The organism is Desulfoluna spongiiphila (assembly GCF_900101345.1).
GTDB classification, from domain to species: Bacteria; Desulfobacterota; Desulfobacteria; order Desulfobacterales; family Desulfolunaceae; genus Desulfoluna; species Desulfoluna spongiiphila.
In genome coordinates this window covers 490,802-516,961 of sequence record NZ_FMUX01000002.1, presented here as the reverse complement: position 1 = coordinate 516,961, position 26,160 = coordinate 490,802, and the positions used below count along the sequence as shown (strand labels likewise).

The 26,160-nt window shown below is 59.2% G+C and carries 20 protein-coding genes; 8 read left to right on the top strand and 12 right to left on the bottom strand.

The annotated features are described in order from the left end of the window. Nucleotides 1–5 precede the first annotated feature (5 nt). The 8 genes from BLQ12_RS05200 to BLQ12_RS05165 all read right to left on the bottom strand — a co-directional run bounded on the left by BLQ12_RS05200 (nt 6) and on the right by BLQ12_RS05165 (nt 7,781). Nucleotides 6–587: an ATP-binding protein gene (locus BLQ12_RS05200; protein ID WP_092208941.1), complete on the bottom strand. Its 582-nt coding sequence runs from the start codon at nt 585–587 to the stop codon at nt 6–8. Continuing rightward, entirely contained in the window at nt 584–1,321 is a 738-nt protein-coding gene (locus tag BLQ12_RS05195; protein WP_092208939.1) for a PHP-associated domain-containing protein, read from the bottom strand. The genes BLQ12_RS05200 and BLQ12_RS05195 overlap by 4 nt, the downstream gene beginning before the upstream one ends. Next, nucleotides 1,302–1,658, bottom strand: a complete 357-nt coding sequence (locus BLQ12_RS05190) for a hypothetical protein (RefSeq protein WP_217640241.1) — start codon at nt 1,656–1,658, stop codon at nt 1,302–1,304. The genes BLQ12_RS05195 and BLQ12_RS05190 overlap by 20 nt, the downstream gene beginning before the upstream one ends. Beyond that, a complete protein-coding gene (locus BLQ12_RS05185; protein ID WP_139163856.1) occupies nt 1,655–3,127 on the bottom strand; it encodes a [Fe-Fe] hydrogenase large subunit C-terminal domain-containing protein in 1,473 nt (490 codons plus the stop codon). The genes BLQ12_RS05190 and BLQ12_RS05185 overlap by 4 nt, the downstream gene beginning before the upstream one ends. 26 nt (nt 3,128–3,153) lie before the next feature. Continuing rightward, the gene (locus BLQ12_RS05180) at nt 3,154–3,645 is read right to left on the bottom strand and encodes an NADH-quinone oxidoreductase subunit NuoE family protein (RefSeq protein ID WP_092208933.1); all 492 of its coding nucleotides are present in this window, start codon (nt 3,643–3,645) and stop codon (nt 3,154–3,156) included. An 82-nt stretch (nt 3,646–3,727) separates the two neighbouring features. Beyond that, nucleotides 3,728–5,497 carry an NADH-dependent [FeFe] hydrogenase, group A6 gene (locus BLQ12_RS05175; protein WP_092208931.1) on the bottom strand — a complete coding sequence of 590 codons (1,770 nt, stop codon included), beginning with the start codon at nt 5,495–5,497 and terminating at the stop codon, nt 3,728–3,730. Between the two features lie 12 nt (nt 5,498–5,509). Beyond that, nucleotides 5,510–7,303, bottom strand: coding sequence for an NADH-quinone oxidoreductase subunit NuoF (locus BLQ12_RS05170; protein ID WP_092208929.1), 1,794 nt, complete (start codon nt 7,301–7,303; stop codon nt 5,510–5,512). A gap of 79 nt (nt 7,304–7,382) precedes the next feature. After that, nucleotides 7,383–7,781, bottom strand: a complete 399-nt coding sequence (locus tag BLQ12_RS05165) for a (2Fe-2S) ferredoxin domain-containing protein (RefSeq protein ID WP_092208927.1) — start codon at nt 7,779–7,781, stop codon at nt 7,383–7,385. Nucleotides 7,782–8,777: 996 nt separating this feature from the next. On the opposite strand from BLQ12_RS05165, the gene rbsD reads away from it, so the two are divergent. The 5 genes from rbsD (at nt 8,778) to rbsK (ending at nt 14,577) form a co-directional block, all read left to right on the top strand. Beyond that, entirely contained in the window at nt 8,778–9,197 is a 420-nt protein-coding gene (gene rbsD, locus BLQ12_RS05155) for a D-ribose pyranase (RefSeq protein WP_092208923.1), read from the top strand. 256 nt (nt 9,198–9,453) lie between these two features. Then, nucleotides 9,454–10,959 carry a ribose ABC transporter ATP-binding protein RbsA gene (gene rbsA, locus BLQ12_RS05150; protein WP_092208921.1) on the top strand — a complete coding sequence of 502 codons (1,506 nt, stop codon included), beginning with the start codon at nt 9,454–9,456 and terminating at the stop codon, nt 10,957–10,959. Continuing rightward, nucleotides 10,956–11,930: a ribose ABC transporter permease gene (gene rbsC / locus BLQ12_RS05145; protein WP_092208919.1), complete on the top strand. Its 975-nt coding sequence runs from the start codon at nt 10,956–10,958 to the stop codon at nt 11,928–11,930. Before rbsA ends, rbsC begins: the two co-directional genes overlap by 4 nt. A gap of 196 nt (nt 11,931–12,126) precedes the next feature. Further along, on the top strand, nt 12,127–13,005 hold the full coding sequence (gene rbsB, locus BLQ12_RS05140) for a ribose ABC transporter substrate-binding protein RbsB (protein WP_092208917.1): 879 nt from the start codon (nt 12,127–12,129) through the stop codon (nt 13,003–13,005). A 645-nt stretch (nt 13,006–13,650) separates the two neighbouring features. Beyond that, complete coding sequence (gene rbsK / locus BLQ12_RS05135) at nt 13,651–14,577, top strand: ribokinase (RefSeq protein WP_092208915.1); 927 nt, start codon at nt 13,651–13,653, stop codon at nt 14,575–14,577. 124 nt (nt 14,578–14,701) lie between these two features. Here rbsK and BLQ12_RS05130 read toward each other — a convergent pair whose 3' ends face one another. Both BLQ12_RS05130 and BLQ12_RS27665 read right to left on the bottom strand, forming a co-directional pair. Further along, entirely contained in the window at nt 14,702–15,283 is a 582-nt protein-coding gene (locus BLQ12_RS05130; RefSeq protein WP_226860143.1) for an REP-associated tyrosine transposase, read from the bottom strand. A 227-nt stretch (nt 15,284–15,510) separates the two neighbouring features. Next, a complete protein-coding gene (locus tag BLQ12_RS27665; RefSeq protein WP_217640240.1) occupies nt 15,511–18,405 on the bottom strand; it encodes a bifunctional serine/threonine-protein kinase/formylglycine-generating enzyme family protein in 2,895 nt (964 codons plus the stop codon). A 553-nt stretch (nt 18,406–18,958) separates the two neighbouring features. On the opposite strand from BLQ12_RS27665, the gene BLQ12_RS05110 reads away from it, so the two are divergent. The 3 genes from BLQ12_RS05110 to BLQ12_RS05100 all read left to right on the top strand — a co-directional run bounded on the left by BLQ12_RS05110 (nt 18,959) and on the right by BLQ12_RS05100 (nt 22,367). Beyond that, a complete protein-coding gene (locus BLQ12_RS05110; RefSeq protein WP_092208911.1) occupies nt 18,959–19,348 on the top strand; it encodes a hypothetical protein in 390 nt (129 codons plus the stop codon). 340 nt (nt 19,349–19,688) lie between these two features. Beyond that, nucleotides 19,689–20,318: a hypothetical protein gene (locus tag BLQ12_RS05105; protein WP_092208909.1), complete on the top strand. Its 630-nt coding sequence runs from the start codon at nt 19,689–19,691 to the stop codon at nt 20,316–20,318. Between the two features lie 417 nt (nt 20,319–20,735). Next, entirely contained in the window at nt 20,736–22,367 is a 1,632-nt protein-coding gene (locus tag BLQ12_RS05100) for a methyl-accepting chemotaxis protein (RefSeq protein ID WP_092208907.1), read from the top strand. Between the two features lie 242 nt (nt 22,368–22,609). Here BLQ12_RS05100 and BLQ12_RS05095 read toward each other — a convergent pair whose 3' ends face one another. After that, a complete protein-coding gene (locus BLQ12_RS05095; protein WP_092208905.1) occupies nt 22,610–24,199 on the bottom strand; it encodes an ABC transporter substrate-binding protein in 1,590 nt (529 codons plus the stop codon). Between the two features lie 295 nt (nt 24,200–24,494). Continuing rightward, nucleotides 24,495–26,126 carry an ABC transporter ATP-binding protein gene (locus BLQ12_RS05090; protein ID WP_092208903.1) on the bottom strand — a complete coding sequence of 544 codons (1,632 nt, stop codon included), beginning with the start codon at nt 26,124–26,126 and terminating at the stop codon, nt 24,495–24,497. Nucleotides 26,127–26,160 lie beyond the last annotated feature (34 nt).

The window sequence follows — 26,160 nt, the reverse complement described above, 5'->3', positions numbered from 1 at the left end:
TCATTTTATATCATATCATTATGGAACACGAGGCGCTCGTCCATTCCTGCGCTGATCTCATCCAAGTTTTCCCGAATCATTTCCTGAACAGCCCGCATGATGGACGGGTTGGTCATGGAGACACCGCCAAGGGCTTCATTCACCTCAACGGTGTTGAACCGGTAGACACCCACATCGGTGGTGTGGGTATAAAAAAAGTCAATCTCAGGGGCCGATGCCGCCGTCATCACTATACTTCCGGCTATATCCCCTGCCACGGGGCGATCCAGGTGGGCGTACTCGAACGCCACGGTCACCGTGGTGCCCTCCCCCGGGGCGGAATCAATGACAAGGTCCCCGCCGCACTGCTGGGCCCCCTGCTTTAAAAGGGATAGTCCGAGGCCGATGCGGCGCTCCTTGCGGGTGGTCACCCAGGGGCTGAAGACCTCTTCCAGCAGCTCCGGGCTCATCCCCTTGCCGTCGTCTTCAAACACCATCCTGTAGACATTTTCCCTGCGGCTCTCCGTGATGGTAAGGCTCACCTTTCGCGCCCCGGCCCTCACCGAGTTGCCGAGGATATCAAGGACATAAAGGGACAGCTCGTTCACAACGCCACCTTCCGTCCCCCGCCACCGGCCAGGGCCAGGCGAATCTCATCCAAACCGGGTGTTTCCAAGGTAAACTCCGTGGTCACCGAACCGATATCTTCCACGTAATGGGCATCCGAACCGCAGACAAAGGGAAGCCCCGACACCACGGGAAAACGCCTGCACACCTGGTCCCTGTGCTCCTTCCTGGCCACTTCCAATGCGTCCGCCCGAAACCCTCTGGGCATGATGCCGAGCTGGCTGAAGAGGCTGTTCTTCCCCTTGGCCACATGGGCGCAGACCAAAAGGCCCCCCGCCTTTCTGACGGCTGAAGCCGTCTCGTGGATATCGGTGGTAAGGGAGGCAATAAGAAGACGCTCCTCCTGGTAGACCACGCGCTCGGTGCGATCCACCACCACCTGATAGCCGAAAAGCTCCGGCCGGTTTCGGATCACCGTCAGGTGGTCGTCAATCCATCCCTGGAAAGCCTCGGCCTCACCCAGGCTGCCGAAATAGGCCAAAAGGTGCACCTCTTCCCGGGTGGTAAGCTCCACGCCGGGCAGGACAAAAAGCCCTTGTTCTTCTGCCAGCTCCGTGACGATGCGGCACTGCCGGGTGGTGTTGTGGTCCGTGATCCCCAAAATGGAGATGCCCAGGCCCGCACACGCCGACACAATGCCCGCAGGACTCATGGAGACGTCCCCGCAGGGAGAGAGCACGGTGTGGAGGTGAAGATCAGCCCGGAAGGTCTGCATCGCCTGCCAGCATCCGGTGGAGGCGACCCGCTACCTCAAAGGTCTCGGCCGTGGCGCCCAGAAGGGGCATGCCCTCGCGGTTGCTGTCCTCTATGGTATCGGCGTCCGGGGTAAACCCCTTGACGACGATGACCCCGGCCAGATCCTTGAGGGCGGCAATTCCCACCACGTTCCTGTGGGACTGCAGGGTCACCCAGAGATCGCCCTCGTCCGAGCATCCCATGACGTCCGAGAGAAGGTCGGACACATAGCCCCCTTTAATCTCGCGATCCAGACCCGACTCCCCGCCGAACACGGTGAGGTTCATTTTTTCAACAAGCTCTTTAACCTTCATCATTCCTCCAGATCAATGGACGCGCCATCGAGTCTATTTTGCCCCCACACATCAGCCAGGATCGTTCCGGCGTCGGTGAGGGTCATCTGTCCCCTTTCCACCTGCTTTTTCTGCAGGAACACACACTGCCGAAGGACGGCGTCGCCGTTGACCACATCCTCAGCAAGGGCCTGACAGTTGGGAGAACCGCAGAGCCCGCAGTCCACGCCCGGCAAAAAGGCGAGGATCTTTCGGAGTCGTTCCATCTTCACCATGGCCCGTCCCATGTCCTCATCAAGCTTCATGGCGGGCTTGGGCTTGATCTTGCCCAGCATGATGTGATCCACGAGGTACTCCGTGTCGTCATCGATGTCGTCCCACCGGTCCGGGTCCTTTAAGGGGGCGGCGTTTTTCGATCGCTCCGCCCGGTTCCGGAGACGCTCCACGGTGAGGAACCGGTTGCAGCTGGTGAGCACGCCCCCGGCGCAGCTCTGGTCGCAGGACCGGAGCTCCAGAAAATCGATATCGGAGATCTCCTCGTTTTCCATGTTTTCCAGAAATTCAAAAACGTTGGCAATGCCGTCGATGGCAAGGCTGCGCCCCCGGGCGTATTCGGACTCCCCTGCCGTGAGGAACCAGAGCACCCCCTTCTCGCACAGGGTCTCTGCCAGGGGTTCAGGGGGCATGGACTTCTCTTCGCCCCGGATGCGCTTCCACACCCGGTTGTAGATATAGTCCATGTTGATCACCCCGTTTAAAATCTTGCGTTCATGGGGGTTGGGGGTCTTCACCGCCGAGATCTTGGCGGCGCAGGGGGTCACGTAAAAGGTACCGATCTCGTCGTCGGGCACCCCCTGGGCCAGGAGCTGGCGGCGGTAAAACAGGGCGGCGATGTCCACGGGGGCCTTCATGGGGATCACGTGGTCGAGAAGGGAGGGAAAGCGCGTCTGGATCAGGCGAAGGACCGCCGGGCAGAAGGAGGAGATAAAGGGTTTTTTCACCTGGTTGTTCTTGATGAATCGGGCCGTGGCCAGGTGGAACACCCGCCACATCATCCCCACCTCAAACACGTCGGTAAAGCCCATCTCCAAAAGCTCGGAATAGATCCGCTGCTTGGGGATGGTCTCGGGGAACTGCCCCTTGAGAATCGAGGGCAAAAGGGCCACCCGGCGCGTGTACTTGAAGATCTCGTTGAAGTCGTCCTGCTCCACCCGGATGGCCGATTCCGGGCATGCCCGGTAGCACTTTCCGCAGTCGATGCACCGGTTCTGGAAGATCAGCGGCTTGCCGTTGCGGATCCGGATGGCGTCGGTGGGACACACGGACATGCACCGGCAACATCCCCGGCACTTCTCCTCATCCACCCGCAGTGCATGATGTATGGCGTTGTTGCTCATGGCATCTTCCACGTTATTCTGGTTTGTAGCGCCCTGCCTCCGACGTCGCCCGGAACCCGAAGCCAGGGCCGAAGCAGCGACCCCGTGTCCCGGCATGCCGGAACACAGGGCCTTCTGCGAGCCTATTTGTCGTCTTTGTAGTCGTCCAGGATGTTGATGACATCATCCGGGGTGACCCGGCCGTAAATTTTCTCCCCGACCATGACCACAGGGGCCAGGCCGCAGGCGCCGATACAGCGCAGGCTGTCCATGGAGAACTTCCCATCCGGGGTGGTCTCCCCCAGGTCGATGCCCAGAAGGAGCTTGAATTCATCCATCACGTCCATGGCACCCTTAACAAAACAGGCGGTTCCTGTACAGATGGAGATGTGATGCTTGCCCCGGGGTTCCATGACAAACAGGGAGTAAAAGGTCACCACACCGTAAACGGTGGAGACGGGAATGTCGAGTTCTTCGGCAATTACCTCCTGCACGTCCGGGGGCAGGTAGCCGCAGAAATCCTGGCTTTTGTGAAGTATGTTGATGAGTTCGCCCTTGTCGTTGCCGAAGCTTTGACAGATGGACTGAATCTCCTTTACCGCGTTGGGAGACAACTTGGCTTGTACTGAGGTCATAGCGATTCATTCCTGTATCATGAGATCGTTGGGGTCGGCGCCGGAGCACGTGTCCGGCACACCCGACCTGTTCAAACGGATCCTATTTGGTTTTCCTGCCGCTGCGGTCCATGTAATGGGTGTGGAGCAGCGCGTGGGGCTTCTCTCCCAGGGGTTCGCCCAGGTACTCTTCATAGAGCTTCTTGATATGGGGATTCTCGTGGGATTTTCGGATCACCTTGCCCGCGTCTTCGCTGTACAGGGCCTGCTGGCGAGCCTTAATCACGGACTCGTCCCCCTGGTGAAAGGGCTGGCCGCCGCCGCCGATGCATCCCCCCGGACAGGCCATCACCTCGATGGCGTGGTAAGGAGAGGTCCCTTTTCGGATCTCCTCCATGAGGACCCGGGCGTTGGCAAGGCCATGGGCGATGCCGATCTTGATATCGATCCCTGCAAAATCCACGGTGGCCGAGCGGATGCCGTCAAACCCGCGCAGGGCTTTGAAATCCACCTCTTCAAGGGTCTCCCCCGTGTGGAACTCGTAGGCGCTACGGGCAGCGGCCTCGATGACCCCGCCGGTGGTGCCGAAGATCACGGCGGCCCCGGTGGACTCCCCCAGGGGTGAGTCGAAGTCGTCGTCTTCCAGGCGGTGAAAATCGATGTTGGCACGCTTGATCAGAGAGGCCAGCTCACGGGTGGTGAGGGTAATGTCCACGTCCCGGTTGCCGTCCACGGCGAACTCCTCCCGGGCGCATTCGGCCTTCTTGGCCACACAGGGCATCACCGACACAACCACCATCTCCTGGCGTTTCACCCCGATCTTCTCGGCCAGGTAGCTCTTGGCGATGGAGCCGAACATCTGCATGGGGGAACGGGCCGTGGAGGGGTAGTCCAACAGGTCGGGGAACCTTTTCTCCAGGTGGTTTACCCAGGCCGGACAGCAGGAGGTGATGATGGGAAGCTTCACCGAGGTGTCCCCGCCGAGGTGACGGGTGAGGCGATCCAGAAGCTCGGAGGCCTCCTCCATGATGGTGAGGTCGGCGGCAAAGTCCGTGTCAAAGACGTAGTCGAAATCAAGGCGCCTCAGGGCCGCTGCCAGCTTGCCCGTCACCAGGGTGCCCGGGGCCATGCCGAACTCTTCCCCCAGGGCGGTACGCACCGCCGGGGCCACCTGGACCACAACGGTCTTGGCCGGGTCGGCGATGGCGCGGAGCACGGCGCCGGTCTCATCTTTTTCCGAAAGGGCCCCGGTGGGGCAGACGGCCACGCACTGGCCGCAATAGGTGCACTTCGTGGTGTCCAGGTCCCGGTCGAAGGCCGTGACAACCACGGACTCGAAGCCTCGGTTTACGGCCGTTAAAACCCCCACGCCCTGGACTTCGCGGCAGATGTTCTCGCACCTGCGGCACATGACGCACTTGTCCGGGTCCCGCACGATGGCAGGGGAGGAGGTGTCCTTCACGTGGTGGGACATCTCCCCTTCATAGGAAATGTTGCGGATGCCGAAGGTATGGGCCAGGTCCTGGAGCTCGCAGCAGCCCGCCTTGGCACAGCTCAGGCAATCCTTGGGGTGATCGGAGAGAAGCAGCTCCAGGTTAATGCGCCGGGCGCTGAGCACCCTCTGGGTCCGGGTCTTTACCACCATGCCGGGGGCGGCAAGGGTGGTGCAGGCAGGGGCCAGGTTGCGGCGCCCTTCCACCTCCACCACGCAAAGCCTGCAGGAGGCGTTGCTGCTGTGAAAACCAATGCCGGAAAGATCCATATGGCACAGGGCCGGTACGGTGATGCCCTGCTCCCTGGCCGCCTCGAGGACGGTGGTCCCTTCGGGCACCTCAACGGGTTGATCGTCTATGGTCAGTTTGATGGATTCCATGGTTCTTCGTCCTTAGCTTTTGGTGATGGCATCGAATTTACAGTTGTCATAGCAGACCCCGCACTTGATGCAGTGGAAGCTGTCGATGGTATGGGGCTGCTTTCTCACCCCTTCCACGGCATTCACCGGGCACTTCCTGGCGCACAGGGTACAGCCCACGCACTTGTCGTGGTCGATGGCGTAGGTCACCAGGGCCTTGCACTGACCTGCCGGGCAGGTGTGGTCGGTGACGTGGGCCAGGTACTCATCGTAAAAGTTGTCCAGGGTGGAGAGGACCGGGTTGGGCGAGGTCTGGCCCAGGCCGCAGAGGGCCGTGTCCTTGATGGCTTCCCCCAGCTCCCGGAGCTTGAGGAGATCATCCAGGGTGCCCTTGCCCTCGGTGATCTTCTCCAGGGTCTCGTAGAGGCGCTTGTTGCCGATACGGCAGGGGGTGCACTTGCCGCAGGACTCCTCCACGGTAAAGTCGAGGTAAAACTTGGCGATGGAGACCATGCAGTCGTCCTCGTCCATGATGATCATCCCGCCGGAGCCCATCATGGAGCCGTTGGCCACGAGGTTGTCGTAGTCGATGGGCACGTCCAGGTGCTCTTCGGTGAGGCAGCCCCCGGAGGGTCCCCCGGTCTGCACGGCCTTGAATTTCTTGCCGCTGGAGATGCCGCCGCCGATGTCGTAGATCACCTCCCGCAGGGTGGTGCCCATGGGCACCTCGATGAGGCCCACGTTGCGGATCTTTCCAGCCAGGGCAAAGACTTTGGTGCCTTTGGAGTTCTCCGTGCCGATGGAAGAAAACCAGTCGGCCCCGCGGGTGATGATGACGGGGATGTTGGCCAGGGTCTCCACGTTGTTCACGTTGGTGGGCTTGTCGTAGTAGCCGGACTCCGCAGGGAAGGGAGGCTTCATCGTGGGCTCGCCGCGGTGTCCCTCCATGGAGTGGATCAGGGCCGTCTCCTCGCCGCAGACAAAGGCGCCTGCACCGTACTTGAGTTCAATATCGAAGTTGAACCCGCTGCCCATGATGTCCTTGCCCAAAAGGCCGAACCCGCGGGCCTGCTCAATGGCAATAAGGAGCCGCTGGATGGCCAGGGGGTATTCGGCACGGATATAGATAAGGCCCGTCTCGGCGCCCATGGCGTAGCCGCAGATGGCCATGGCTTCCAGCACCGAATGGGGATCGCCCTCCAGGATGGATCGGTCCATGAAGGCCCCGGGGTCACCTTCGTCGGCGTTGCAGACCACATACTTTTCGTCCCCTGCAGCGGCCCGGGCGTACTGCCACTTCAGCCCCGTGGGGAAACCTCCGCCCCCCCTGCCGCGCAGGCCGGAACACTTCACCTCCTCGATGACCTTTTCAGGGCTCATCTCAAGCAGGGCCTTGCCCAAAGCCTGGTACCCGTCCCGGGCGATGTACTCGTCGATGTTCTCCGGGTCGATGAACCCGCTGTTCCGAAGGGCGATGCGGATCTGCTTGCGGTAGAACCCCATGTGCTTGGAGTCGGAGATCCTGTCGCCGCTTTTCGGGTCGGTGTAGAGAAGCCGCTCCACCCGCCGTCCCTTGACCACGTGCTCTTCGATGAGGGTGTCGGCGTCGGAGGGGCTGACCTCCACATAAAAGGTGTTGTCCGGCATGAACTTGACAATGGGGCCCTTCTCGCAGAAGCCGAAACACCCCGTCTTCACCACCTGGACCTCCCGTTGAAGGTTGCGCTTTTTGATGCCCTGGTCCAGTTTTTGAAATATCAGATCGCTTTCCGACGCCCGGCACCCGGTACCGGCGCAGACCAGAATATGCGTTTTGTATCGTCCCATCTCGTGTGTGCTCCTTCGTGTCTGTCGGGCTCAAGGGAAACCGGGCCGCAGGGCCGGTACCCGAAAAAGCCCCGGGGCGTTAGTCTTTGTCCACCACTTCGTAATTCACAGGAATGATGCCGGGCAGGAGTTCACCCCGGGCCACGTAACGATCCACAATCTCCGCCGCTTTGTCCGTGGTCACCTCGCCGAACACCACGGGATCGCTTCCGGGAAGCGTCACCTCGATGGTGGGCTCGGCATAGCAGTACCCCATGCACCCCGTCTGGGTGACCACCGCCTCGATGTTTCGGCGATCCAGCTGATCCACCAGGGCGCTGAGCACCTCCTTGCCGCCGGCCGCAATGCCGCAGGTGGCCATGGCTACCCGAATCTGAACCAGTTGGTCGCAGCGTTCTCCGTTTTCCCTTAAATGGACACTGGACTGGAGTTTCTCTTTCATTTTCCGTAAATCATCCAGGGACTTGATCTTTGTCATGATTACCCTCCGGTCATTGCTTCAGGCCGAACAGCCGGTGCAAATCAATATAGAGTTTTTGGATAAGGGGAATGCGAACAGGTCGGAAAAGACGGAGTGTCGAGGGGAAAACTGAGCAGGGGAGCGCATCTGCGTCCATGGAAAGGGCGTACGTCGACGAAACGGGGACCAACCGGGAGGTCATCCCCTGAAGAGGGCAGGCGTTGAGATCATACTGCGGGATGAGAATGTGCCTGACAAAAACCCGATACGACGATTTCCTTAGTTACTCACCTCACCCGACAGAAAAAGCAATCACGATTACTTACTAAAAAGCGATATGTTATCACCACCATAGATTCCGACGAAAAACCATAAATGTAAAATTCAAGCCATTAGTCAAGGGCAAACCTGATAAATTCTGCTGATGCCATAGATAAATGGAAAACACTTTACATTGGCTTAATTTTCGAATATGAACACTTTCCCCACAAAGACCCCTTGCAATTTTCTCTTCTGATCTTTGAGGGTTGACAGGGAACCTGCCCAGATCCATCAGAAGGGACCAAAACGCCTTGGGCACGAAAATTGCGTCCCTGCACGGGACGCCCTGCGAATCCAATCCGGGACGTGAAAATTGTTTACGAGTGTGCCGGACACATCGCTATGTGACGGCCTGGGGATCAATAGAAACCCGCCTCAGAGGATCGGCCCGCGTTGGAATCATTCCAAAAGCGGCACGCAGCGGAACCTGTTCCCCCCGCATCCCGAAGGCCCCCTTTTTACTCTTTTCCTTCACGGCCTTTCCCCGAATCGGGCCACCCCTATACCGGGGTACGGGGAACCGTTTGCGCAAAAGGTTCCCTGTCTGATACATTAAACAAAAAACAGTCATCAGGGCCTCTTTGCATCCAGGCCGAAGCCTGCCGCGGAGAAAACGCCCTGACCCCTTCTGCGGGTGAGGTTCCCCTGAAGGCACCAACGCATACATCAGAACAGACCATACTGGGGTTTTTCATGAAAAAAGGCACACTCATCAACTCAGAAATCAGCCACGCCGTGGCACGGCTCGGACACCTGGACGGACTCTGCGTCTGCGACGCGGGGCTGCCCATCCCCGCCGAGCCCCGACGCATCGACCTGGCCTTAAGCCGCGGCATCCCGTCCTTCATCGACACCGTCAAAGCCGTGCTTTCGGAGATGACCCTGGATTCCGTGGAAATGGCCGAAGAGTTCCCGGAAAAAAGCCCGGAACTCCACGAGGCCTTCATGGCCCTTCTCAAACAGGAGGAGGAGGCCATGGGCAAAGAGATCCCCATCCTCGCCGTTCGCCACGAGGCCTTCAAGCTTGCCACCAAACGGTGCCGGGCCGTGGTGCGCACCGGGGAGTTTACCCCGTACGCCAACGTGATCCTCAAGGCGGGGGTCCGATTTTAAAAGCAACGGAACACGCCACAGCCCTTGACGCAAGCCCCGGTGACCTTGTCTCGGATCCGCAACAGCGGACGGTACCCGGGGCTTGCGTTCCTTTAAAACAAGCCGAAATGTGGTATGCTCAAATCATACAGTAATTGGCGCCTGACCCGATACGCCTCCCCCCTCCTCTTGCTCCCATACCCTGATCCCGGTGTTCCCACACGAAGGCCAGGTGTATCCCATGTGTTCAACCCGATGACATGTTTGGAGCGATCCCATGCCCCAACCCATCCTGCACCTTTCGGGAATCGAAAAGAGCTTTCCCGGCGTCAAGGCCCTGGACGCCGTCCACCTGTCCGTCACCCCCGGACGCGTCATGGCCCTGGTGGGGGAAAACGGCGCAGGAAAATCAACCCTCATGAAGGTGCTCACCGGCATCTACCGGGCCGATGCCGGACACATCGTCTACGACGGCCAGGAGGTCTCCTTTCCAGGCCCCCGGCACTCCCAGGAGGCGGGCATCGGCATCATCCACCAGGAGCTCAACCTCCTGCCGGAGCTCACCATCGCCGAAAACATCTTTCTGGGAAGGGAAAAAACATCCCGCTTCGGCCGGATTCTCTGGGGCGAGATGTACGCCGAGGCGGATCGCCTCCTGGCGAGACTGAAGGTCCCCCACAACGCCAAAACCAGGCTGGGAACCCTGGGCATCGGGGCGCAGCAGATGGTGGAGATCGCCAAGGCCCTCTCCTTCGAGTCCAGGGTCATCATCATGGACGAACCCACCGACGCCCTCACCGACACGGAGACCGAGGCCCTCTTTGCCGTCATCGAAGAGCTCAAGGCGGGAGGCCGCGGCATCGTCTACATCTCCCACCGCCTGGCCGAGATTTTCGCAATCTGTGACGACGTGACCGTGCTCCGGGACGGCACCTTCATCGCAGAGCGCCCCGTCGCGGAACTCGATGAAGAGACCTTGATCGAAATGATGGTGGGCCGGCGCCTGGACGAGCAGTATCCCCGGGTGCGTTCGGTTCCCCGGGAAACCAGCCTCAAGGTGAGCGACCTCCGGGCAAACGGGGTCAACGGGGCCTCGTTTTCGGTTCAGAGGGGAGAGATCCTGGGGGTTTCAGGGCTCATGGGCTCGGGCCGCACCGAGCTCATGCGGGCCATCATCGGGGCCAACCCCATCACCCGGGGCACTCTCCGCCTCTTTGGCGCGCCCCTTGCCGTCAAAAGCCCCAAAGACGCCATCGACGCCGGTATCGCCTACATCAGCGAAGACCGCAAAGCCGACGGCCTGGTGGCCATGCTCAGCGTCAAGGAGAACATGACCCTGGCCGCCCTCCAGACCTTCTGCTCCACAACAGGTCGCCTCCGGCACACCGCAGAGCGCCGGGCCGTGGATGGGTTCATCGCCAGATTCGCCATCAAAACCCCGGGCCAAGGCCAGGCCATCGGCAACCTCTCCGGGGGAAACCAGCAGAAGGTAGCCATCGCCAAGGGCCTCATGACCCGACCCAAGGTACTCATCCTGGACGAACCGACACGGGGCGTGGACGTGGGGGCGAAAAAAGAGATCTACCAGCTTATCAACACCTTTAAAGAGGAGGGGATGAGCATCATCCTCGTCTCCTCGGAGATGCCCGAGATCCTCGGCATGAGCGATCGCATCATCGTGATGCACGAAGGCCGCGTCACCGGCGAATTCCCGGCCGAGGACGCCACCCAGGAAAAACTCATGGCCTGCGCCGTGGGCAACATGGAGACAGATGCCCCATGACCCCCAGCAAAACGCCCCTGGCCCACGGACGCCCGTCCCTCAAAGACCGGCTCATCGAACAAAAATCCCTCATCGCCCTTCTCGTGATGATCGTCATCGTCTCCCTTTTAAACCCCCACTTCTTCACCCTGGCCAATCTCCTGAACATCCTCAGGCAAACCGCCGTGAACGCCATCATGGCCGTGGGCATGACCCTGGTCATCCTCACCGCAGGCATCGACCTTTCCGTGGGCTCCATCCTGGCCCTGGCAGGCGCCGTGGGGGCCAGCCTCATCGCCCTGGAGCTCCCCGTGGGCCTCTGCATTGCAGCCGCCCTTGCCACAGGCACCGCCGTGGGGGCCGTCAGCGGCATCATCATCGCCAAGGGCAGGGTCCAGGCCTTCATCGCCACCCTGGTGGCCATGACCCTGGTCAGGGGCCTCACCCTCGTCTACACCGAGGGACGCCCCATCTCCACAGGCTTCACAGACACCGCCGACGCCTTTGCCGTCATCGGCACCGGCTACCTCCTGGGCATCCCGGTTCCCGTCTGGATCATGGTCGTCACCTTCGGCCTGGCCTGGTACCTCCTCAACCACACCCGCCTGGGCCGCTACATCTACGCCCTGGGCGGCAACGAAGAAGCCACGCGCCTGTCCGGTATCAACACAGACCGCGTCAAGATAACGGTCTACGCCATCTGCGGCTTCCTGGCCGCCCTGGCAGGGCTCATCATCACCTCCCGCCTCTCCTCGGCACAACCCACCGCAGGGGCAGGCTACGAACTGGACGCCATCGCCGCCGTGGTCCTGGGCGGCACCAGCCTCATGGGAGGCAAAGGCACCATCATGGGCACCCTCATCGGCGCCCTGATCATCGGATTTTTAAACAACGCCCTCAACCTGCTGGACGTCTCCTCCTACTACCAGATGATCGCCAAAGCCGTGGTGATCCTCCTGGCAGTCCTGGTGGATACCCGCAGCAAGACATAGAAAAAACGCCTCCGGCGGCCAGGGGATTTTTAGCCTAAGTGGCTTCGCCACCCCTGGACCCCAGGTTCGGGAATGCTCTTTCGCCTTCGTTCCTCAGGCTCATCACATTCCCTGACGGGCTTCGCCCGTGTTAAATGCGAAGCGCAAGGGGCAATGCCTGGGACCGAGAAAAACATCATGACCAAGGAGTTCGATCATGAAAAAAACAACCGGTTTGATCACAGCGCTTATCGTGGTACTGGGGATCTCTGCCCCGGCCCTGGCCAAAGACACCCTGGCCCTGGTTGTCTCCACCCTCAACAACCCGTTTTTCGTCACCATGAAAGACGGGGCAGAGAAAAAAGCCGCCGAGCTGGGCGTCTCCCTCATCGTGCTGGATTCCCAGAACGACCCCAGCAAAGAGCTGGCCAACGTGGAGGACCTCTCGGTCCGGGGTGTCAAGGCCATCCTCATCAACCCCACGGACTCCGATGCGGTCTCCAACGCCATCCGCATGATCAACAGAACGAAAATCCCCGTCCTCACCCTTGACCGGGGCGCCAGCCGGGGCAAGGTGGCCAGCCACATCGCCTCGGACAACGTGGAAGGGGGCGCCATGGCAGGTGACTTCATCGCAGCGAAGCTGGGCAAAGGGGCCAAGGTGATCCAGCTCGAAGGCCTGGCAGGCACCTCTGCCGCCCGGGACCGGGGCAAAGGATTCCTCAAATCCGCCAAGGCCAACGGACTCACCATCATCGCCAGCCAGCCAGCAGACTTCGACCGCACCAAAGGCCTCAACGTCATGGAGAACCTCCTGGCCGCCCACGGCGATGTCCAGGCTGTCTTCGCCCAGAACGATGAAATGGCCCTGGGCGCCATCCGCGCCCTGCAGGCGGCCAATAAAAAAGCCCTGGTCGTGGGCTTTGACGGCACCGACGACGGCATCAAAGCCGTCCAGCGCGGCGACATGGCCGCCACCATCGCCCAGCAACCCGCCCTCATCGGCACCCTGGGCGTGGAAACCGCTGTCGGCGTCCTCAAAGGCAACGCCGTGGATCCGTACATCCCCGTGCCGTTGAAGGTGATTACGGAGTAAAAAGCCAAACGCATGCCTCCGGCGGCCCTGCCGGGGGCTAAACTTTTAAAAAGTTTAATAAACAGGTTAGAAAGAACTGATTCAGGCCAGTCACAACCTCCCATCGAACGGGAGGCTTTATTGTTAACCACTCAAAGCGATCTGTTTCTGTGCCTTAAGGCACCTATGCACCACTACCGGTTAGGTTTCTTTTTTGTTCTTGATAATCGTTTCGGCCATCGGCGTGTTACAACATCACCCGGTCACCCTTGAACCCTGGAGCGCCGCACTCCGGTGCGGCATGGGTAACGACGGACTAAAAAGCCGCACCGGAGTGCGGCGCTCCGTTTCGATGCGCTTCACTTATGTAATAAACCGTTAATATTCACAAAAAGCTATCTACTCCTACTGGTAGAGCTGTCAAACGTGGAGAGTCCTTCACCATAGGTGGGGGTTTACCCTCTGAATTAAAATCAAAGGCGAATGTGATTTTCCCCGAGGAACGACGGGAAAAGCGCATTCGCAAGCTGCTTTCGAGGTGGCACACCTCGCCGCCGGAGACATCGCTTTTATTTTTTCCTGAGTGCTCTGTGACTCTGTTGTTCTTCCGACTTTAACCATTTAGAAGGCACGCTTTTAAATTCAATAATTTGGGAGAAACACGGGATGATAGGAAAGCCGTTGGTTGTATTGGGCAGTGTCAACGCCGACCACATTCTGCAGGTAAAGGAGCTTCCCCGGCCCGGGGAGACGGTGACGGGCCACGGGTACCGGGTGGTGCCCGGGGGCAAGGGGGCCAACCAGGCGGTGGCGGCCGTACGGCTCGGGGCGAGGACTGCGTTTATCGCCTGTGTGGGGGAAGACGACTTTGGTCGCCGCATGAAGGATGCCTTTCAGGCCAAGGGCATGGACACCCGAGGGATCATGGTCGAAGAGGGCATGCCCACGGGCATGGCCATGATCTTTGTGGCGGAAAACGGAGAGAACTGCATCGGCATCTCGCCGGAGGCCAACGCCTGCCTGACGCCGGAGCGCCTCGCCCCGCACCTGGGGCTCATCCGGGGGGCATCGGCCCTTCTCATGCAGATGGAAACACCCATGGAGACGGTGATCATGGCTGCGGAAGAAGCAAAAAAAGCGGGGGTTCCCGTGGCATTGAACCCGGCTCCGGCGCGATCCCTGCCCGAAGAGCTCCTTAAAAATCTTGCCATCATCACCCCCAATGAAACCGAGGCCGCGGCCCTCACCGGCATCGCCATCCAGGATGCGGCCAGTGCCATGGAGGCCGCCGCCTGCCTCCACGGCATGGGGGTGGCGACGGTGATCATCACCCTGGGGGCCAAGGGGGCCTTTGTGAGCGCCAAAGGCAGGGGGGCGGTGGTTCCCGGATTCCACGTCACCCCCGTGGACACCACCGCCGCCGGAGACACCTTCAACGGGGCCCTCATGGCTGCCCTGCAACGGGGCGACCAGCTCCCCGAAGCCATTGCTTTTTCCCACGCCGCAGCCGCCCTTTCCGTCATGCGCATGGGCGCCCAGACCTCCATCCCCACGCGCAAGGAGGCCGAGGATTTTCTGAGAGCGCAGAGGTAGGGTGCGCTTGCGCACCATTGCCCGGTAAACCAAAAACCTTCGCCATTTTTATACGGTGTGTGGGTCATCCAAGCACCTCGCCTTCCATGACCGGTTTGGTTCTTCGGCGGTGCGCAAGCGCACCCTACCCTGATTCCCCGAAATCTCCCGCATGACATGGCATATCGGCCCCACCCCAATCATTGGGATACACCCCTTGTGCAACGTACCGATGATAGGTAGACCACGGCCACGTCGAAACCACCTCAACCACGCCATGCTTCACCGGGTTGTAATGGATATAATCCATGTGCGTTTCAAAATCACGGTCGTCGCGGATCCGGTGCTCCCAAAACCGCCGTTGCCAGATCGTTCCTTCCCCCCGGCGCGACCGCGATTCGGACATCATCTCATCCCGGAAAAAACACGTTTCGCAAGCAGCCGTCACATGCTGCTTGATCTTTGCCCACCTAAGGCTGAAATCCCCGTCTCCCGCAGGCAAGGTCCAGATGCAATGCAAATGGTCGGGAAGAAGCACCCACGCGTCGATGGTAAACGGAGAAACAGCCCTCACCCTCTCGATCCCTTCCCTCAAAGCCTTCCGGACAGGCTCTTCACACAAAATCGGCCGACGCATGTGGGTGACCACGGTAAAAAAAAGTGTGGCGCCAGCGATCTTCTCGCGTCGATAATTTGGCATGTTCCACCTCCTTTTTTCAACATCCACACAAGGTGCATCCAAACCCCACAGTTTCCATGACCGATTCGGCCCGCCGTCAGCCGCCCGGTACACGTAGGGTGTGCTTGCGCACCATTACCCGTTAAACCAACACCCTTCGCCATGTCTATGAGCTTCGGCGGTGCGCAAGCGCACCCTACCACCTATCGCATAGGACCTGTTTCCTGCCTTTCTGTCCTACGACCTCAAAAGGTAAAAAAACCCGTAAGCTTCGCTTACGATGTCCTCGCGACACGGAAGCCGAGGCCATGGCTACGGTAGCTGGGGCTGCAGCTGCGACGATTGGCGCTCCGGCAGTTGCGGGCGTAGTCGCCCCAGCTGCCGCCACGTATCACCCGGTTGGAGCCTGATGACGGCCCCACTGGATCGGTAACATGACCTGTTGGATAACTGCCATACCAATCCTGGCACCATTCATAGACGTTCCCAGGCATGTCATACAATCCCCAAGCATTTGGATCTTTCTGAGCCACAGGATGGGTCTTGCTCCCCGAATTATCATCATACCAGCCAGGCGACAAAAGCCTCATGCCGTTGGCATATGGCGCGTCGCTCCCCCCACGGCACCCATACTCCCACTCCGCCTCCGTCGGAAGCCGGTAACGATTCCCCCCTTCACGCGCGTTCAACTTCCGGATAAATTCCTGAGCATCCTCCCACGACACCTTCTCCACTGGGCACTCATCACCGCAGTTTTTAAAACGGGACGGGTTGCTCCCCATGACCGCCTTCCACTGCCCCTGGGTTACCTCCGTCGCTTGGAGATAATACCCCGTGGACAGCGTCACACGGTGCTGCGTCTCGTCATTAGAGCGCCCCGACTCACCCAAAGGACTCCCCATCAGAAACGTCCCAGGCTTGATGTAGACAAACTCCATCCCGAGGCTATTCGTCATTTTTTTATTTTGAAGCGACATTGCAACCGACGTTGTTTTACCCGCTACCACCTTGACCAAGGCCTCTTTGGAATAATAACCCTTTGCCTTGACCAAAAGTCTGTATTCTCCCGGTGCAAGCTGAAGCCCCGGACGATAAGCTTCCTTAATTCCAATCAACACCACCGATGCCCCAGCGGGCGAGGTGTCGATGGTCAGCCTCCCAGAGGGAACCAGCGCCACCTTCTCGTATTTCGTCTCCCCGGCAGCCAATCGAATCACCAGCTTCCGAGACACATGATGCCTGGCTGAAGCCACCACGTCATACGCCCCCGGAGGAAGCACCATACCGGGACTGTATGTCTCCGGGATTCCCTTGATCACAACCCGAGCATCGGCAGGGATGGTTTTAATGGTCACGGTCGGCATACGCTTTAAAGCCATGGCCACCTCTTTCGCCTCACCCCGGGCAAGGGCAACGGTTTTCCGTGCTTCCACATACCCCTCATGGGCCACCTCAACCTCATACCTCCCGGGCGCAAGTTTCATCCCGGGGGCATACGCGGGTTCAATATTCAATATGCGAACCGTTGCCCCTTCGGGCTTGGTGCTCACTGTCAGACGCCCACCGTTCAAAAGCGCTTCGGTGTCATAAAGCCCCACCCCTTCGGCGTCTTCCGGGTGATTGCCCACGAGCCGTCGCCAGGCTGTTTCTTTTAAATCCCGGCCCTCTTCCGTGGCGATGAGCCCCTGGTAGACCTCCACATCTTTTTTCAACAGGGTGTATTTGCGTAGCCTTTGCTCTTCTTTTCGGTGCGCGACCTCATCGCGTTTCCTCAGCTCCAGCTGCACCAGGGCTTCGCTCACCTCTTTTTTCTCCTGTATCAGCCCCAGCATCGCCTCCAGACTGTCGCCTTTTTTTACGGCCCCTGTGTCCAGGCGCTCTTTCATGCCTCCAATGGACGATTCAAGCCGGGTGAGGGTTTCTCTGGTCTCCTCAATCTGCCTGTCCATTCGCTTCAGGGAAGGCATTCCCGCAAGAAGATCCTTTGGCGGCCGCGACGGATGCGCCACGGGCACCGTAGTTTCGGCAAACGCGGGTTCTGCAGTTGCCTGCACACCGGGCTGCGGGTTATCTGGCCCCACCAGCCCGTAGACCCCGGCGACCACCGCCAAAACAATCACAACCGCTACCGCCAGCCACACCGTTTTTTTTCTCTTCGGCTCATCCACCTTCGCCGGCACTTTGGCTTGCCCGGCCCTGGGCACGTCCTTCCCGTCGAGGGCGTCCTTCACCTCGTCAAAGCTGCGAAACCGGTCCGCATACTCTTTTTCCAGGCACCGGAGCACAAGGAAGTTTAATGCGTTGGAGACGCCGTCCAGGGATTCCGGTGGATTGTTTAAAATCTGGTATTCGATGGACCCTTTGTAGAAGGGGGGATGCCCGGAAAGGAGTTCATAGAGAAGCGCCCCAAAAGAATAAATATCGGCCTCACGCCCCACGGACCGGCCATTGATCTGCTCGGGCGACATATAGACCAAGGTGCCGGAGGAACTGGAGTTGGCGATGCGGCTCATGGAGCTCTTCACCGTCTCGGAGATTCCGAAATCCGTGATCTTGGGCGTGCCGTCTTTGGCAATAAGAATGTTCTGGGGCTTGATGTCTTTGTGGATCACCCCCTGGGCGTGGGCGTAGGCCAGGCCTTCGGCAATCGCCTTTGCAAAACGAACCGCGTCCTCTTCCCGGAGTTTTATCTCCGGCGTGTTCAGCTTCACCTCGGTAAGGCTCAGCCCCTCGACACACTCCATGTCGATATACTTGATGGGCCCTTCATCCTGGAACTCGAAGATCCTGACAATATTGGAGTGATTGAGGCGGGCCATGGTCGCCGCTTCATTGCCGATGCTCTCCATGGCCTCCCGGTCCGAGGCCACCGCCTCGGGCAGCACTTTCAGGGCTTTTTCACACTTCATCTTCCGGTCAAAAACCCGGTAGACAGCCCCAAAACCGCCTTGGCCCAACTTTTCCTTTACCTCGTAGCGGTCATCAATGAGATGCCCTTCAGGCAATTGCTCCAGGTTCACCACCCCGTAGGCCGGGCAATCTTTCACAACGGTTTTGAAGGGGTCCGGTGCCCCTGAATTACCAGGGCCTTCACCCACCGGCGTGCCGCAGGCCAGGCAGAACCTTGCCTTGGCATCCAGCTCCTCCCCGCATTTTGTGCATGTCGCCATGCTCCCCCCTGTCTGTATCAAGATTTCTTGTATTTCTTATAATGATTCGGTGCGCATGGCTCACCCTATGATTTTCGGCAACCGGTCCGATATGGCCCCGCCCATCCAAAACCAAGCGCAACCGTTTTTATTACTACAAAACAAAAAAACTTAACAATGATCTAATTCACATGACTAACACCTACCCACCGCACAAGGAACACATGCCATATAAAACCCGGCCCCCTGGATTTCCTGCATCGTTCATGGAGGTATTCTCATATCCTCACCTGAGCCCAAACATCATCCACCACCCAGCATCCCGTAGGGTGTGCTTGCGCACCATTGCCCGGTAAGCCGACACGCTTCGCCATGTCTATGCGGGGCAAGGGGCCTCCGAGCTCATCGGCTCCCATGGCCGCTTCGGCGCTTCGGCGGTGCGCAAGCGCACCCTACCTATCACCTACCTCCTATCTCCCCTTGCCCAACGCCACGCATCATGTTACCTCTTTCATCACAGCCTATCCCCCCCACAAAGCCCCCCCTGCCCTTTCCTCACATCAAAGGAGACATCATGAAACGCGCCCTGTCCGTTCTGGCTCTCTGCCTTGTCATCGGCCTCTCCCATGCGTCCCCTGCCGCGGCGTTTTTTACCCGGGGCACCATCAACCGGGACCTGTCCTACGACTGCCTGGCCCTCACCCCGCCCCCTTCCGGGGCAAAAACGTACAAGCCCAAGGCATCGGGTGTCCTTGAAAATACCACCCGAAGCAAAATATCCCTCACCGCCGAGCTCTCCTTCTGCAATGTCTTTGGGGAACCCCTGGGCACCGTCAAAATCCGCTGCACCATCCCCCCCATGAAAAAAAGAGCCTTCAAAGCCACCCCCAAAGGCAAGGTCCCGGCCGACATCAAGGATGCCCACCACGTGGAGTGGACCCTGCTTCGCATGACAAAAGGCTAAACGGGGCTAAAAAAGCAGCCTCCGGCGGCAAGGTGTGCCACCTTGAAAGCAGGTTGCGAATGCGCTTTCCCCTTCGTTCCTCAGGGAAAATCTCATTCGCCATTGGTTCAGATTAAACTCAATCTGAGTTTAAAACCTGTTTATTCAAATTTTTAAAAGTTTAGCCCCCGGCAGGACCGCCGGAGGCATAAGCTGAATAGTGACAAAGTACCGGCCCTATCAAATGAACAAATATAGGTTTTGTTCATTTTTTCATTGACACCCATGTACAGTCTCAGTAACCATGGGATATCTCACATCCTTTTCCACACAACGCAGAAAACCAAAGGAGGACCAGCCTATGACACCGGCCGCCCAGCAAGGACTCGCTGCCCTGAGGGACACATCTCACTTTCAATGGACTCTTATTCCGATCCTGCTTCTTGTGATCTATGTCTACTCTGTGGAGATGGGCAAGGAAAACTGGAAGGTGGTTCTGGCGGGGCTCGCCTTCATCGGGATGGATTTTTTCAACGAACTCTGGAACGGACTGGTCTTTCACTTCACCGGGCACGCCCCGGTCTGGGGAGCCCCGGCCGACTCCAGCTACATCATCCTCATCGGCTGGAACATCGAGATTCTCTTTATGTTCATGGTCATGGGCGTGGCCGCGGTAAAGAGCCTTCCCGCCGACAAGAACAAGAAAATCCTGGGGGTCCCCAACCGCTCCTTTTACATTATCCTGTTTACCACGGCCTGCGTGGTGGTGGAGTGCGTTCTAAACGCCATCGGGGCCCTGACCTGGGACTGGGCCTGGTGGAGCATCAAGTTCCCCATTTTTATCTTCCTCATCGGGTACCTGCCCTTTTTCGTCGTCTCCTTCTGGGTCCACGACATGGAGACCGACCGGCAGCGCGTCAAGGTGGTCTCCTCCATCCTTGCCTTTGATTTTGCCTGCGCGGCAGTCTTCGGCGGCCTGGACTGGATTTAGGAAAGCTTAAAACGAGGCCCCCAACGATAAGGTGAGCCACCTTGAAAGCCGTTTGCCGCTGTGATTTGCCCCTCCTTTTCGGGTCAAATCACAGCGGCATGTTTCGTAAGGGGTGTGGCTTTATTTCTTGCGCGAGGCCTTACCAAAAGCTGGGATCTACCTCGGTTCGCCTTCGCCAAGGCGATTTGTGGAGAAACCGCCGCAAAAATATTCCGGTTGCACCAGCCTGCTTTACACCCTGCCAACCGTCCTGACACCCAATGCCCGCCCCCTAAACAAACACCCGAAACGCCCATCGGTTATTCCCTGATTTCAAATAACTTACCCTCCATCAAAGCAAATCAACGTTTGGTATGCTACTTGCTCACTGGTCATACGGTATGACTGAATTCATGACTGACCACGGGAGAGACAAACATGCCAAAACAGCTTACGATCAGGCAAAAAGCAGTGTTTCTGCTCATCGGAATCACGGCCGGGGTTTCCATCATCTGCGTCCACTCCAACCTTGCCATGAAAGGAATCGTCACCATTGATCGAACCCTTGGACTCATGGGGGAGATGAACTTAAAAATCCTGGAGTGCAGGCGCCAGGAAAAAAACTTTCAACTTCGCGGTTTCAAGGCCCATGGAACGGACACGAAAAACTCCCTTGAAAAATGGGAGGGACACTGCAAGGCCATCCTGAAACTGCTGGATCGTGCAGGGCAGGCGGTCCCGGATGTTTACCGGGAATCCGTGGACCGGGCCACACAGGAGATTCTAGCCTACAGCAGGGATTTTCGCCATTTGACGACCCTTTACGGCACCCCGGAATACAAAACCCGAAAGGCGGAACTGGAATCCATCATGGTCTCCCATGCCCGCTCCTGCCAGAAGCTCACCAGAGAGATTGCTGCTCTGGAAAACGAAAGAAAGCACAGCCTCATCACCCGGTCCAGGCGATTGAACCTGGCCGTGGGGGTCGTGGTCATCTCCAGCCTGGTGCTCCTGGGCTTTGTCCTCATCAAAAAACTGGTGCAACCGGTTCGGATGCTCTCCGGGGCCCTGGAAGACATCGCCTCAAGGGACGGCAACCTCACCGTTCGCCTCCCCGTGAAGAACAGGGACGAGATCGGCAGGCTGGCCCACTGGTTCAACGTTTTTGTGGGCAACATCCACGCCATCATCGGCGACGTCTCCCGGGAGACGGACGCCCTGGTCTGTGCCTCGGGCAACCTGGACGCCATCTCCGGCACCATGACCCGCAACGCCGAAAGCACCGCGGACCGTTCCGGGACCGTTGCCGCGGCGGGCTCTCAGATGAGCGCTTCCCTCAGCGCCATCTTCACGGCCTCCGAAGAGGCCACGGCCAACCTCACCAAGGTGGCCACGGCAACCGAGGAGATGCAGGCCTCCATGGACCACATTGCCGTGAAAGCAAAAAAAGCGCGCTCCATATCGGAACGCGCCGTCTCAACCGCCGGGTCCTCATCCCTGAGGATCCGGGAACTGACAACATCAGCCAGGGACATCAGCAACGTCGCCGAGACCATCACCGAAATCTCCAACCAGACCAACCTCCTCGCCTTAAACGCAACCATCGAAGCGTCCAGGGCCGGGGCCGCAGGCAAGGGATTTTCCGTGGTCGCCAATGAGATCAAAGCCCTGTCCAAACAGACCGCCGACGCAACCTTGGATATCCACACCCACCTTGCCGGCATGCAGAAGACCACCCAGGTCACGGCAGAGGGGATTGAAGACATCGCCGGGGTCATCCACGACATCGACACCATCATCTCCGACATCGCCGCCGCTGTGGACCAGCAGTCCGCAACCACCCGCGAGGTGTCGGGACGCCTGGCCCGGACATCCGGACGCATCGGCGACGTCAACGGCAACCTGGCCGAAGGCACCGTTGCCGCCAAAGAGATCGCCGGGGATATCGCTGAAATTGACGGGGCCTCACAGGACATCCTGAAAACCGCCGTCTCCGTGGGACGGGACGCCGACGCCCTGGCGGACATCGGCTCCCGCCTCAAAAAACGAATCGCCCAATTCAGCTTATAGAAAAGGGAATGATGCCTCCGGCGGCCCTGCCGGGGGCCAAACTTTTGAAAAGTTTGACAAACAGCTATATAACAAGATTCCTCAACATCCCCTGAATGAAAGGTGAATGTGATTTTCCCCGAGGAACGAGGGGGAAAGCGCATTCGCAACCTGCTTTCGAGGTGGCACACCTCGCCGCCGGAGGCATGTTTTTGTTTTTTTTGAGACCTCTGCACCCGGCTTTAACCATAGAAGACACGTCATTACGCCTTGAACCACCAACGCTGGGCGCACCGGAACCCATCGAGTTCCCAGTTCACGGCGGGCTTATGAAGGCCGATCTTTTTGCTTGCGGCGGCGATGTCCATGCCGAAGGCCGGGATGATGACCCCGCCTTCATCGCTGACGAGCCGCTGCATCTCTTCGTACTGTTTTCTCCGGGTGGCCTCATCGAGCTCTCCCCGTGCCGCCACCAGCAGCTCGTTGAACCGCTTGTGCTTCCAGTTGGTGTCGTTCCAGGCGGCGTTATCGGCGTAGGCGGTGGAGAACATCATGTCTTCGGTGACGCGGCCGCCCCAGAAGACCGCGCAAAAGGTTTTTTTGAGCCAGACATTGCTCCAGTAGCCGTCATTGGGCTCTCGCACCACGTTGACATCGATCCCGGCCTTTGCCGAACTCTCCCGAAAGAGGACGCCGGCATCCACGGCACCGGGAAAGGCGGCGTCGGCCACGTGAAGATCCACCTTCAGGTGGTCCAGCCCCGCTTTTTTCAGGTAGTGCTTTGCCTTGTCCGGGTCATACACCCGCTGGGGCAGGTCCCCTGCGTGGTACCTGTTCCCGGAGCTGATGGGATGATCGTTGCCCACCACGGCATACCCCCGGAACACGGTCTTCACAAGCTGCTCCCGGTCCACGGCGTGCTTTAAGGCCATGCGCACGTTGTTGTCGCTGTACGGGGCCGCGTCCGTATGCATGGCAAAGGTGTAATGCCTGTAGCCGCGTTGCTTGACGAGCTGAATCCCGGGCATGCGCTCAAGAAAACGCAGGGTCTTTAACTCACACCGGTTGATCAGGTCCACCTGCCCGGTTTTCAAGGCGTTGGTGCGTGCGTTGATGTCGTTGATGGCCAGGGTCTCCACCTCATCGAACCATCCCCTGTCATCCCTGAAGTAACCGGAGTTCCGCTCGGTGAGGCTGCGAACCCCGGGCTCAAAGGACTTGAGACGGTAAGCCCCGGTGAAAATCCCGTCCGTGCCGTCGTGGCCCTCGGGTACGATGACCAGGTGGTAATCCGTGAGGATGTAGGGGAAATCGGCGTTGGGAGAGGCAAGCTCCATGCGCACGGTGTACGCGTCCTCTTTGACGATCTCTTTGATGGACTTCACTATGGCCTTGGCGGCCGAGGTGCTCTTCTCCCCCCGGTGGAGGTTGATGGAGTGGATCACATCGTCGGCGGTCATGGTCTTGCCGTTGTGGAAGGTCACCCCTTTTCGCAACTTGAACACCCAGGTTGAGGCATCGGCCGATGATTCATAGCTCTCGGCAAGCTCCGGAACGGCCCGGCCCTCATTGTCGATCTCCATGAGGCTGTTGCCCAGCTGCCCGTAAACGAGGGTCTGGATCATCATGTCCGTCATCACCGCAGGGGAGAGGGTGTCCGTGGTGGAGGCACCCCCCATGCCCATGCGCAGGCGGCCGCCCCGTTTCGGGCCTTCCGCAGCCTGGGCCCCCATGGGAAACAGCGACGGGGCAACGGCCAGGGCAAGCCCTAAGGTCGCGGCACGCCGCATGAACTCTCGGCGCGAGATGCGCCCTGTCTCAACAAGGGATTCCAACTCATGTAATGAATGCATACGTCTTTGCTGATTCCTTTCTCCGGTACGGATTTCGTAACACGTCTGCGGTGCCTTCTATGGTGAAAGTTCATGGAAGAAAGCCTCCGGCGGCAAGGTGTGCCACCTTGAAAGCGGGTTGCAAATGCGCTTTCCCCTTCGTTCCTCAGGGAAAATCACATTCGCCTTTCATTCAAGGCATGGTGAGGGCATCGTGTTAAATAGCTGTTTGTCAAACTTTTCAAAAGTTTGGCCCCCGGCAGGGCCGCCGGAGGCATCTTTAAGCGGGTTGCCGCAGCGATGTATTGTGTGGCCCTTACGCCACGCTCCCTTCGAGGTAGTTGTCGAGCCAGTCGGTGTCCATCTCCGGCACGGAAGCGAGAAGCTTTTCGGTGTAGGCGTGGTGCGGAGGGCTGAGGACCTCGGCCCTCGGGCCCTGCTCCACGATGCGCCCTTTGAGCATGACCACCACTTCGTCGGCGATGGCTTTCACGGTGTTCAGGTCGTGGGTGATAAACAGGTAGGAGACCCCAAGCTCCTTTTGCAGGCGCCGAAGAAGATTCAGCACCGATTCGGCCACGAGCTGGTCCAGGGCCGAGGTCACCTCATCGCAGATGATGAGATCGGGCTTGGCCGCCAGGGCCCGGGCGATGCAGACCCGCTGCTTTTCACCCCCGGAGAGTTCCGACGGGTAGCGGGAGATGTAGGCCTCGGGAAGCTCCACCATGGCAAGCAGTTCGGCAACCCGACCCCGGATGGCCTCCTTGTCCATGCCGAAATAGAAGGCAAGGGGGCGACCGATGATCTCAAGGAGGGTCTGGCGCGGGTTCACGGCCACATCCGGCATCTGGTAAATCATCTGCAGGCGCCTTAAGGTCTCCCGGTCACGCTGGGCGGTTTTCGGCTTGAGCAGGTCGTCCCCGAAGCGAATCCGCCCTTTGGACGGGGGCAACAGGCCGGTGATCACCCGGGCCAGGGTGCTCTTGCCGCTTCCGGACTCCCCCACCACCGCCACGGTCCTCTTCTTCCCCACATGCAGGGAGATATCTTTCAGAACCCGTTCCCCTTTTTTGTATCCGGCGGTGATGCCGTCGACCTTTAAAATCGTCTCCCCGGGCGTCTCCCCTTTTCGCTTTTTCCCTTTGCCGAGGCGCACGGAGATCAACTCTTTGGTGTAGCTCTCTTGGGGTTCGTCCAGGAGGGCCTCGGCCGCCCCCTCCTCCACGAGGTTCCCGTCCTTTAGCACCATGATCCGATCCGCCATCTGGGCCACCACGGCCAGGTCGTGACTGATGTAGATGGCCGCGGTGTTCTTGTCGCGGATCACGTCCCGAATGGCGGCCAGCACCTCGATCTGGGTGGTGACATCAAGGGCGGTGGTGGGCTCGTCAAAGATGATGATATCCGGGTCTGCGGCCATGGCCATGGCCACCATGGCCCGCTGGAGCTGGCCACCGGAGACCTGGTGGGGATACCGGTACCCGATCTGGTCCGGCTGGGGAAGATTCAGGCGATCGTAAAGGCTGACCGCCTTCTCCTCGGCACGGGCTTTTCCGGCGATGCCGTGCTGCACCGGGACCTCGGTAAACTGCCGGATCAGGGTATGTGCCGGATTGAAAGAAGCGGCCGAACTCTGGGCCACGTAGGCGATGCGGGTCCCCCAGAGTTTTCGCCGCCGGGATGGAGACTTGGCCATAAGGTCCATGCCGTCAAAGACGATGGACCCTTTCGTCACTTCGCACCCGGAGCGAATGTACCCCATGGCGGCCAGGCCCAGGGTGGATTTTCCCGCCCCGGACTCGCCGATGAGCCCCAGGACCTCGCCCCGCGCAAGGGACAGGTCGATGCCGTGGATAATCTCCTCGCGGTGATCCCCCTGGCCCCCTGCGATATGGATATCGGTCAGGGTCAACAGACCGCTGCTTTTTTCCTTTTTATTCTTGGACATAAGAAATCTCCTTATAAACCGATGCCTCCGGCGG

Bases quoted from the DNA above. Each gene is read 5' to 3' on its own strand.
- BLQ12_RS05100 (WP_092208907.1), top strand. From the start codon at position 20,736: ATGCCAAAACAGCTTACGATCAGGCAAAAAGCAGTGTTTCTGCTCATC.
- BLQ12_RS27665 (WP_217640240.1), bottom strand. From the start codon at position 18,405: ATGGCGACATGCACAAAATGCGGGGAGGAGCTGGATGCCAAGGCAAGG.
- BLQ12_RS05180 (WP_092208933.1), bottom strand. From the start codon at position 3,645: ATGACCTCAGTACAAGCCAAGTTGTCTCCCAACGCGGTAAAGGAGATT.
- BLQ12_RS05090 (WP_092208903.1), bottom strand. From the start codon at position 26,126: ATGTCCAAGAATAAAAAGGAAAAAAGCAGCGGTCTGTTGACCCTGACC.
- BLQ12_RS05165 (WP_092208927.1), bottom strand. From the start codon at position 7,781: ATGACAAAGATCAAGTCCCTGGATGATTTACGGAAAATGAAAGAGAAA.
- rbsB (WP_092208917.1), top strand. From the start codon at position 12,127: ATGAAAAAAACAACCGGTTTGATCACAGCGCTTATCGTGGTACTGGGG.
- BLQ12_RS05185 (WP_139163856.1), bottom strand. From the start codon at position 3,127: ATGCCGGGACACGGGGTCGCTGCTTCGGCCCTGGCTTCGGGTTCCGGG.
- rbsA (WP_092208921.1), top strand. From the start codon at position 9,454: ATGCCCCAACCCATCCTGCACCTTTCGGGAATCGAAAAGAGCTTTCCC.
- rbsK (WP_092208915.1), top strand. From the start codon at position 13,651: ATGATAGGAAAGCCGTTGGTTGTATTGGGCAGTGTCAACGCCGACCAC.
- BLQ12_RS05105 (WP_092208909.1), top strand. From the start codon at position 19,689: ATGACACCGGCCGCCCAGCAAGGACTCGCTGCCCTGAGGGACACATCT.
- rbsC (WP_092208919.1), top strand. From the start codon at position 10,956: ATGACCCCCAGCAAAACGCCCCTGGCCCACGGACGCCCGTCCCTCAAA.
- BLQ12_RS05190 (WP_217640241.1), bottom strand. From the start codon at position 1,658: ATGATGAAGGTTAAAGAGCTTGTTGAAAAAATGAACCTCACCGTGTTC.
- BLQ12_RS05195 (WP_092208939.1), bottom strand. From the start codon at position 1,321: ATGCAGACCTTCCGGGCTGATCTTCACCTCCACACCGTGCTCTCTCCC.
- BLQ12_RS05170 (WP_092208929.1), bottom strand. From the start codon at position 7,303: ATGGGACGATACAAAACGCATATTCTGGTCTGCGCCGGTACCGGGTGC.
- BLQ12_RS05110 (WP_092208911.1), top strand. From the start codon at position 18,959: ATGAAACGCGCCCTGTCCGTTCTGGCTCTCTGCCTTGTCATCGGCCTC.
- BLQ12_RS05175 (WP_092208931.1), bottom strand. From the start codon at position 5,497: ATGGAATCCATCAAACTGACCATAGACGATCAACCCGTTGAGGTGCCC.
- rbsD (WP_092208923.1), top strand. From the start codon at position 8,778: ATGAAAAAAGGCACACTCATCAACTCAGAAATCAGCCACGCCGTGGCA.
- BLQ12_RS05095 (WP_092208905.1), bottom strand. From the start codon at position 24,199: ATGCATTCATTACATGAGTTGGAATCCCTTGTTGAGACAGGGCGCATC.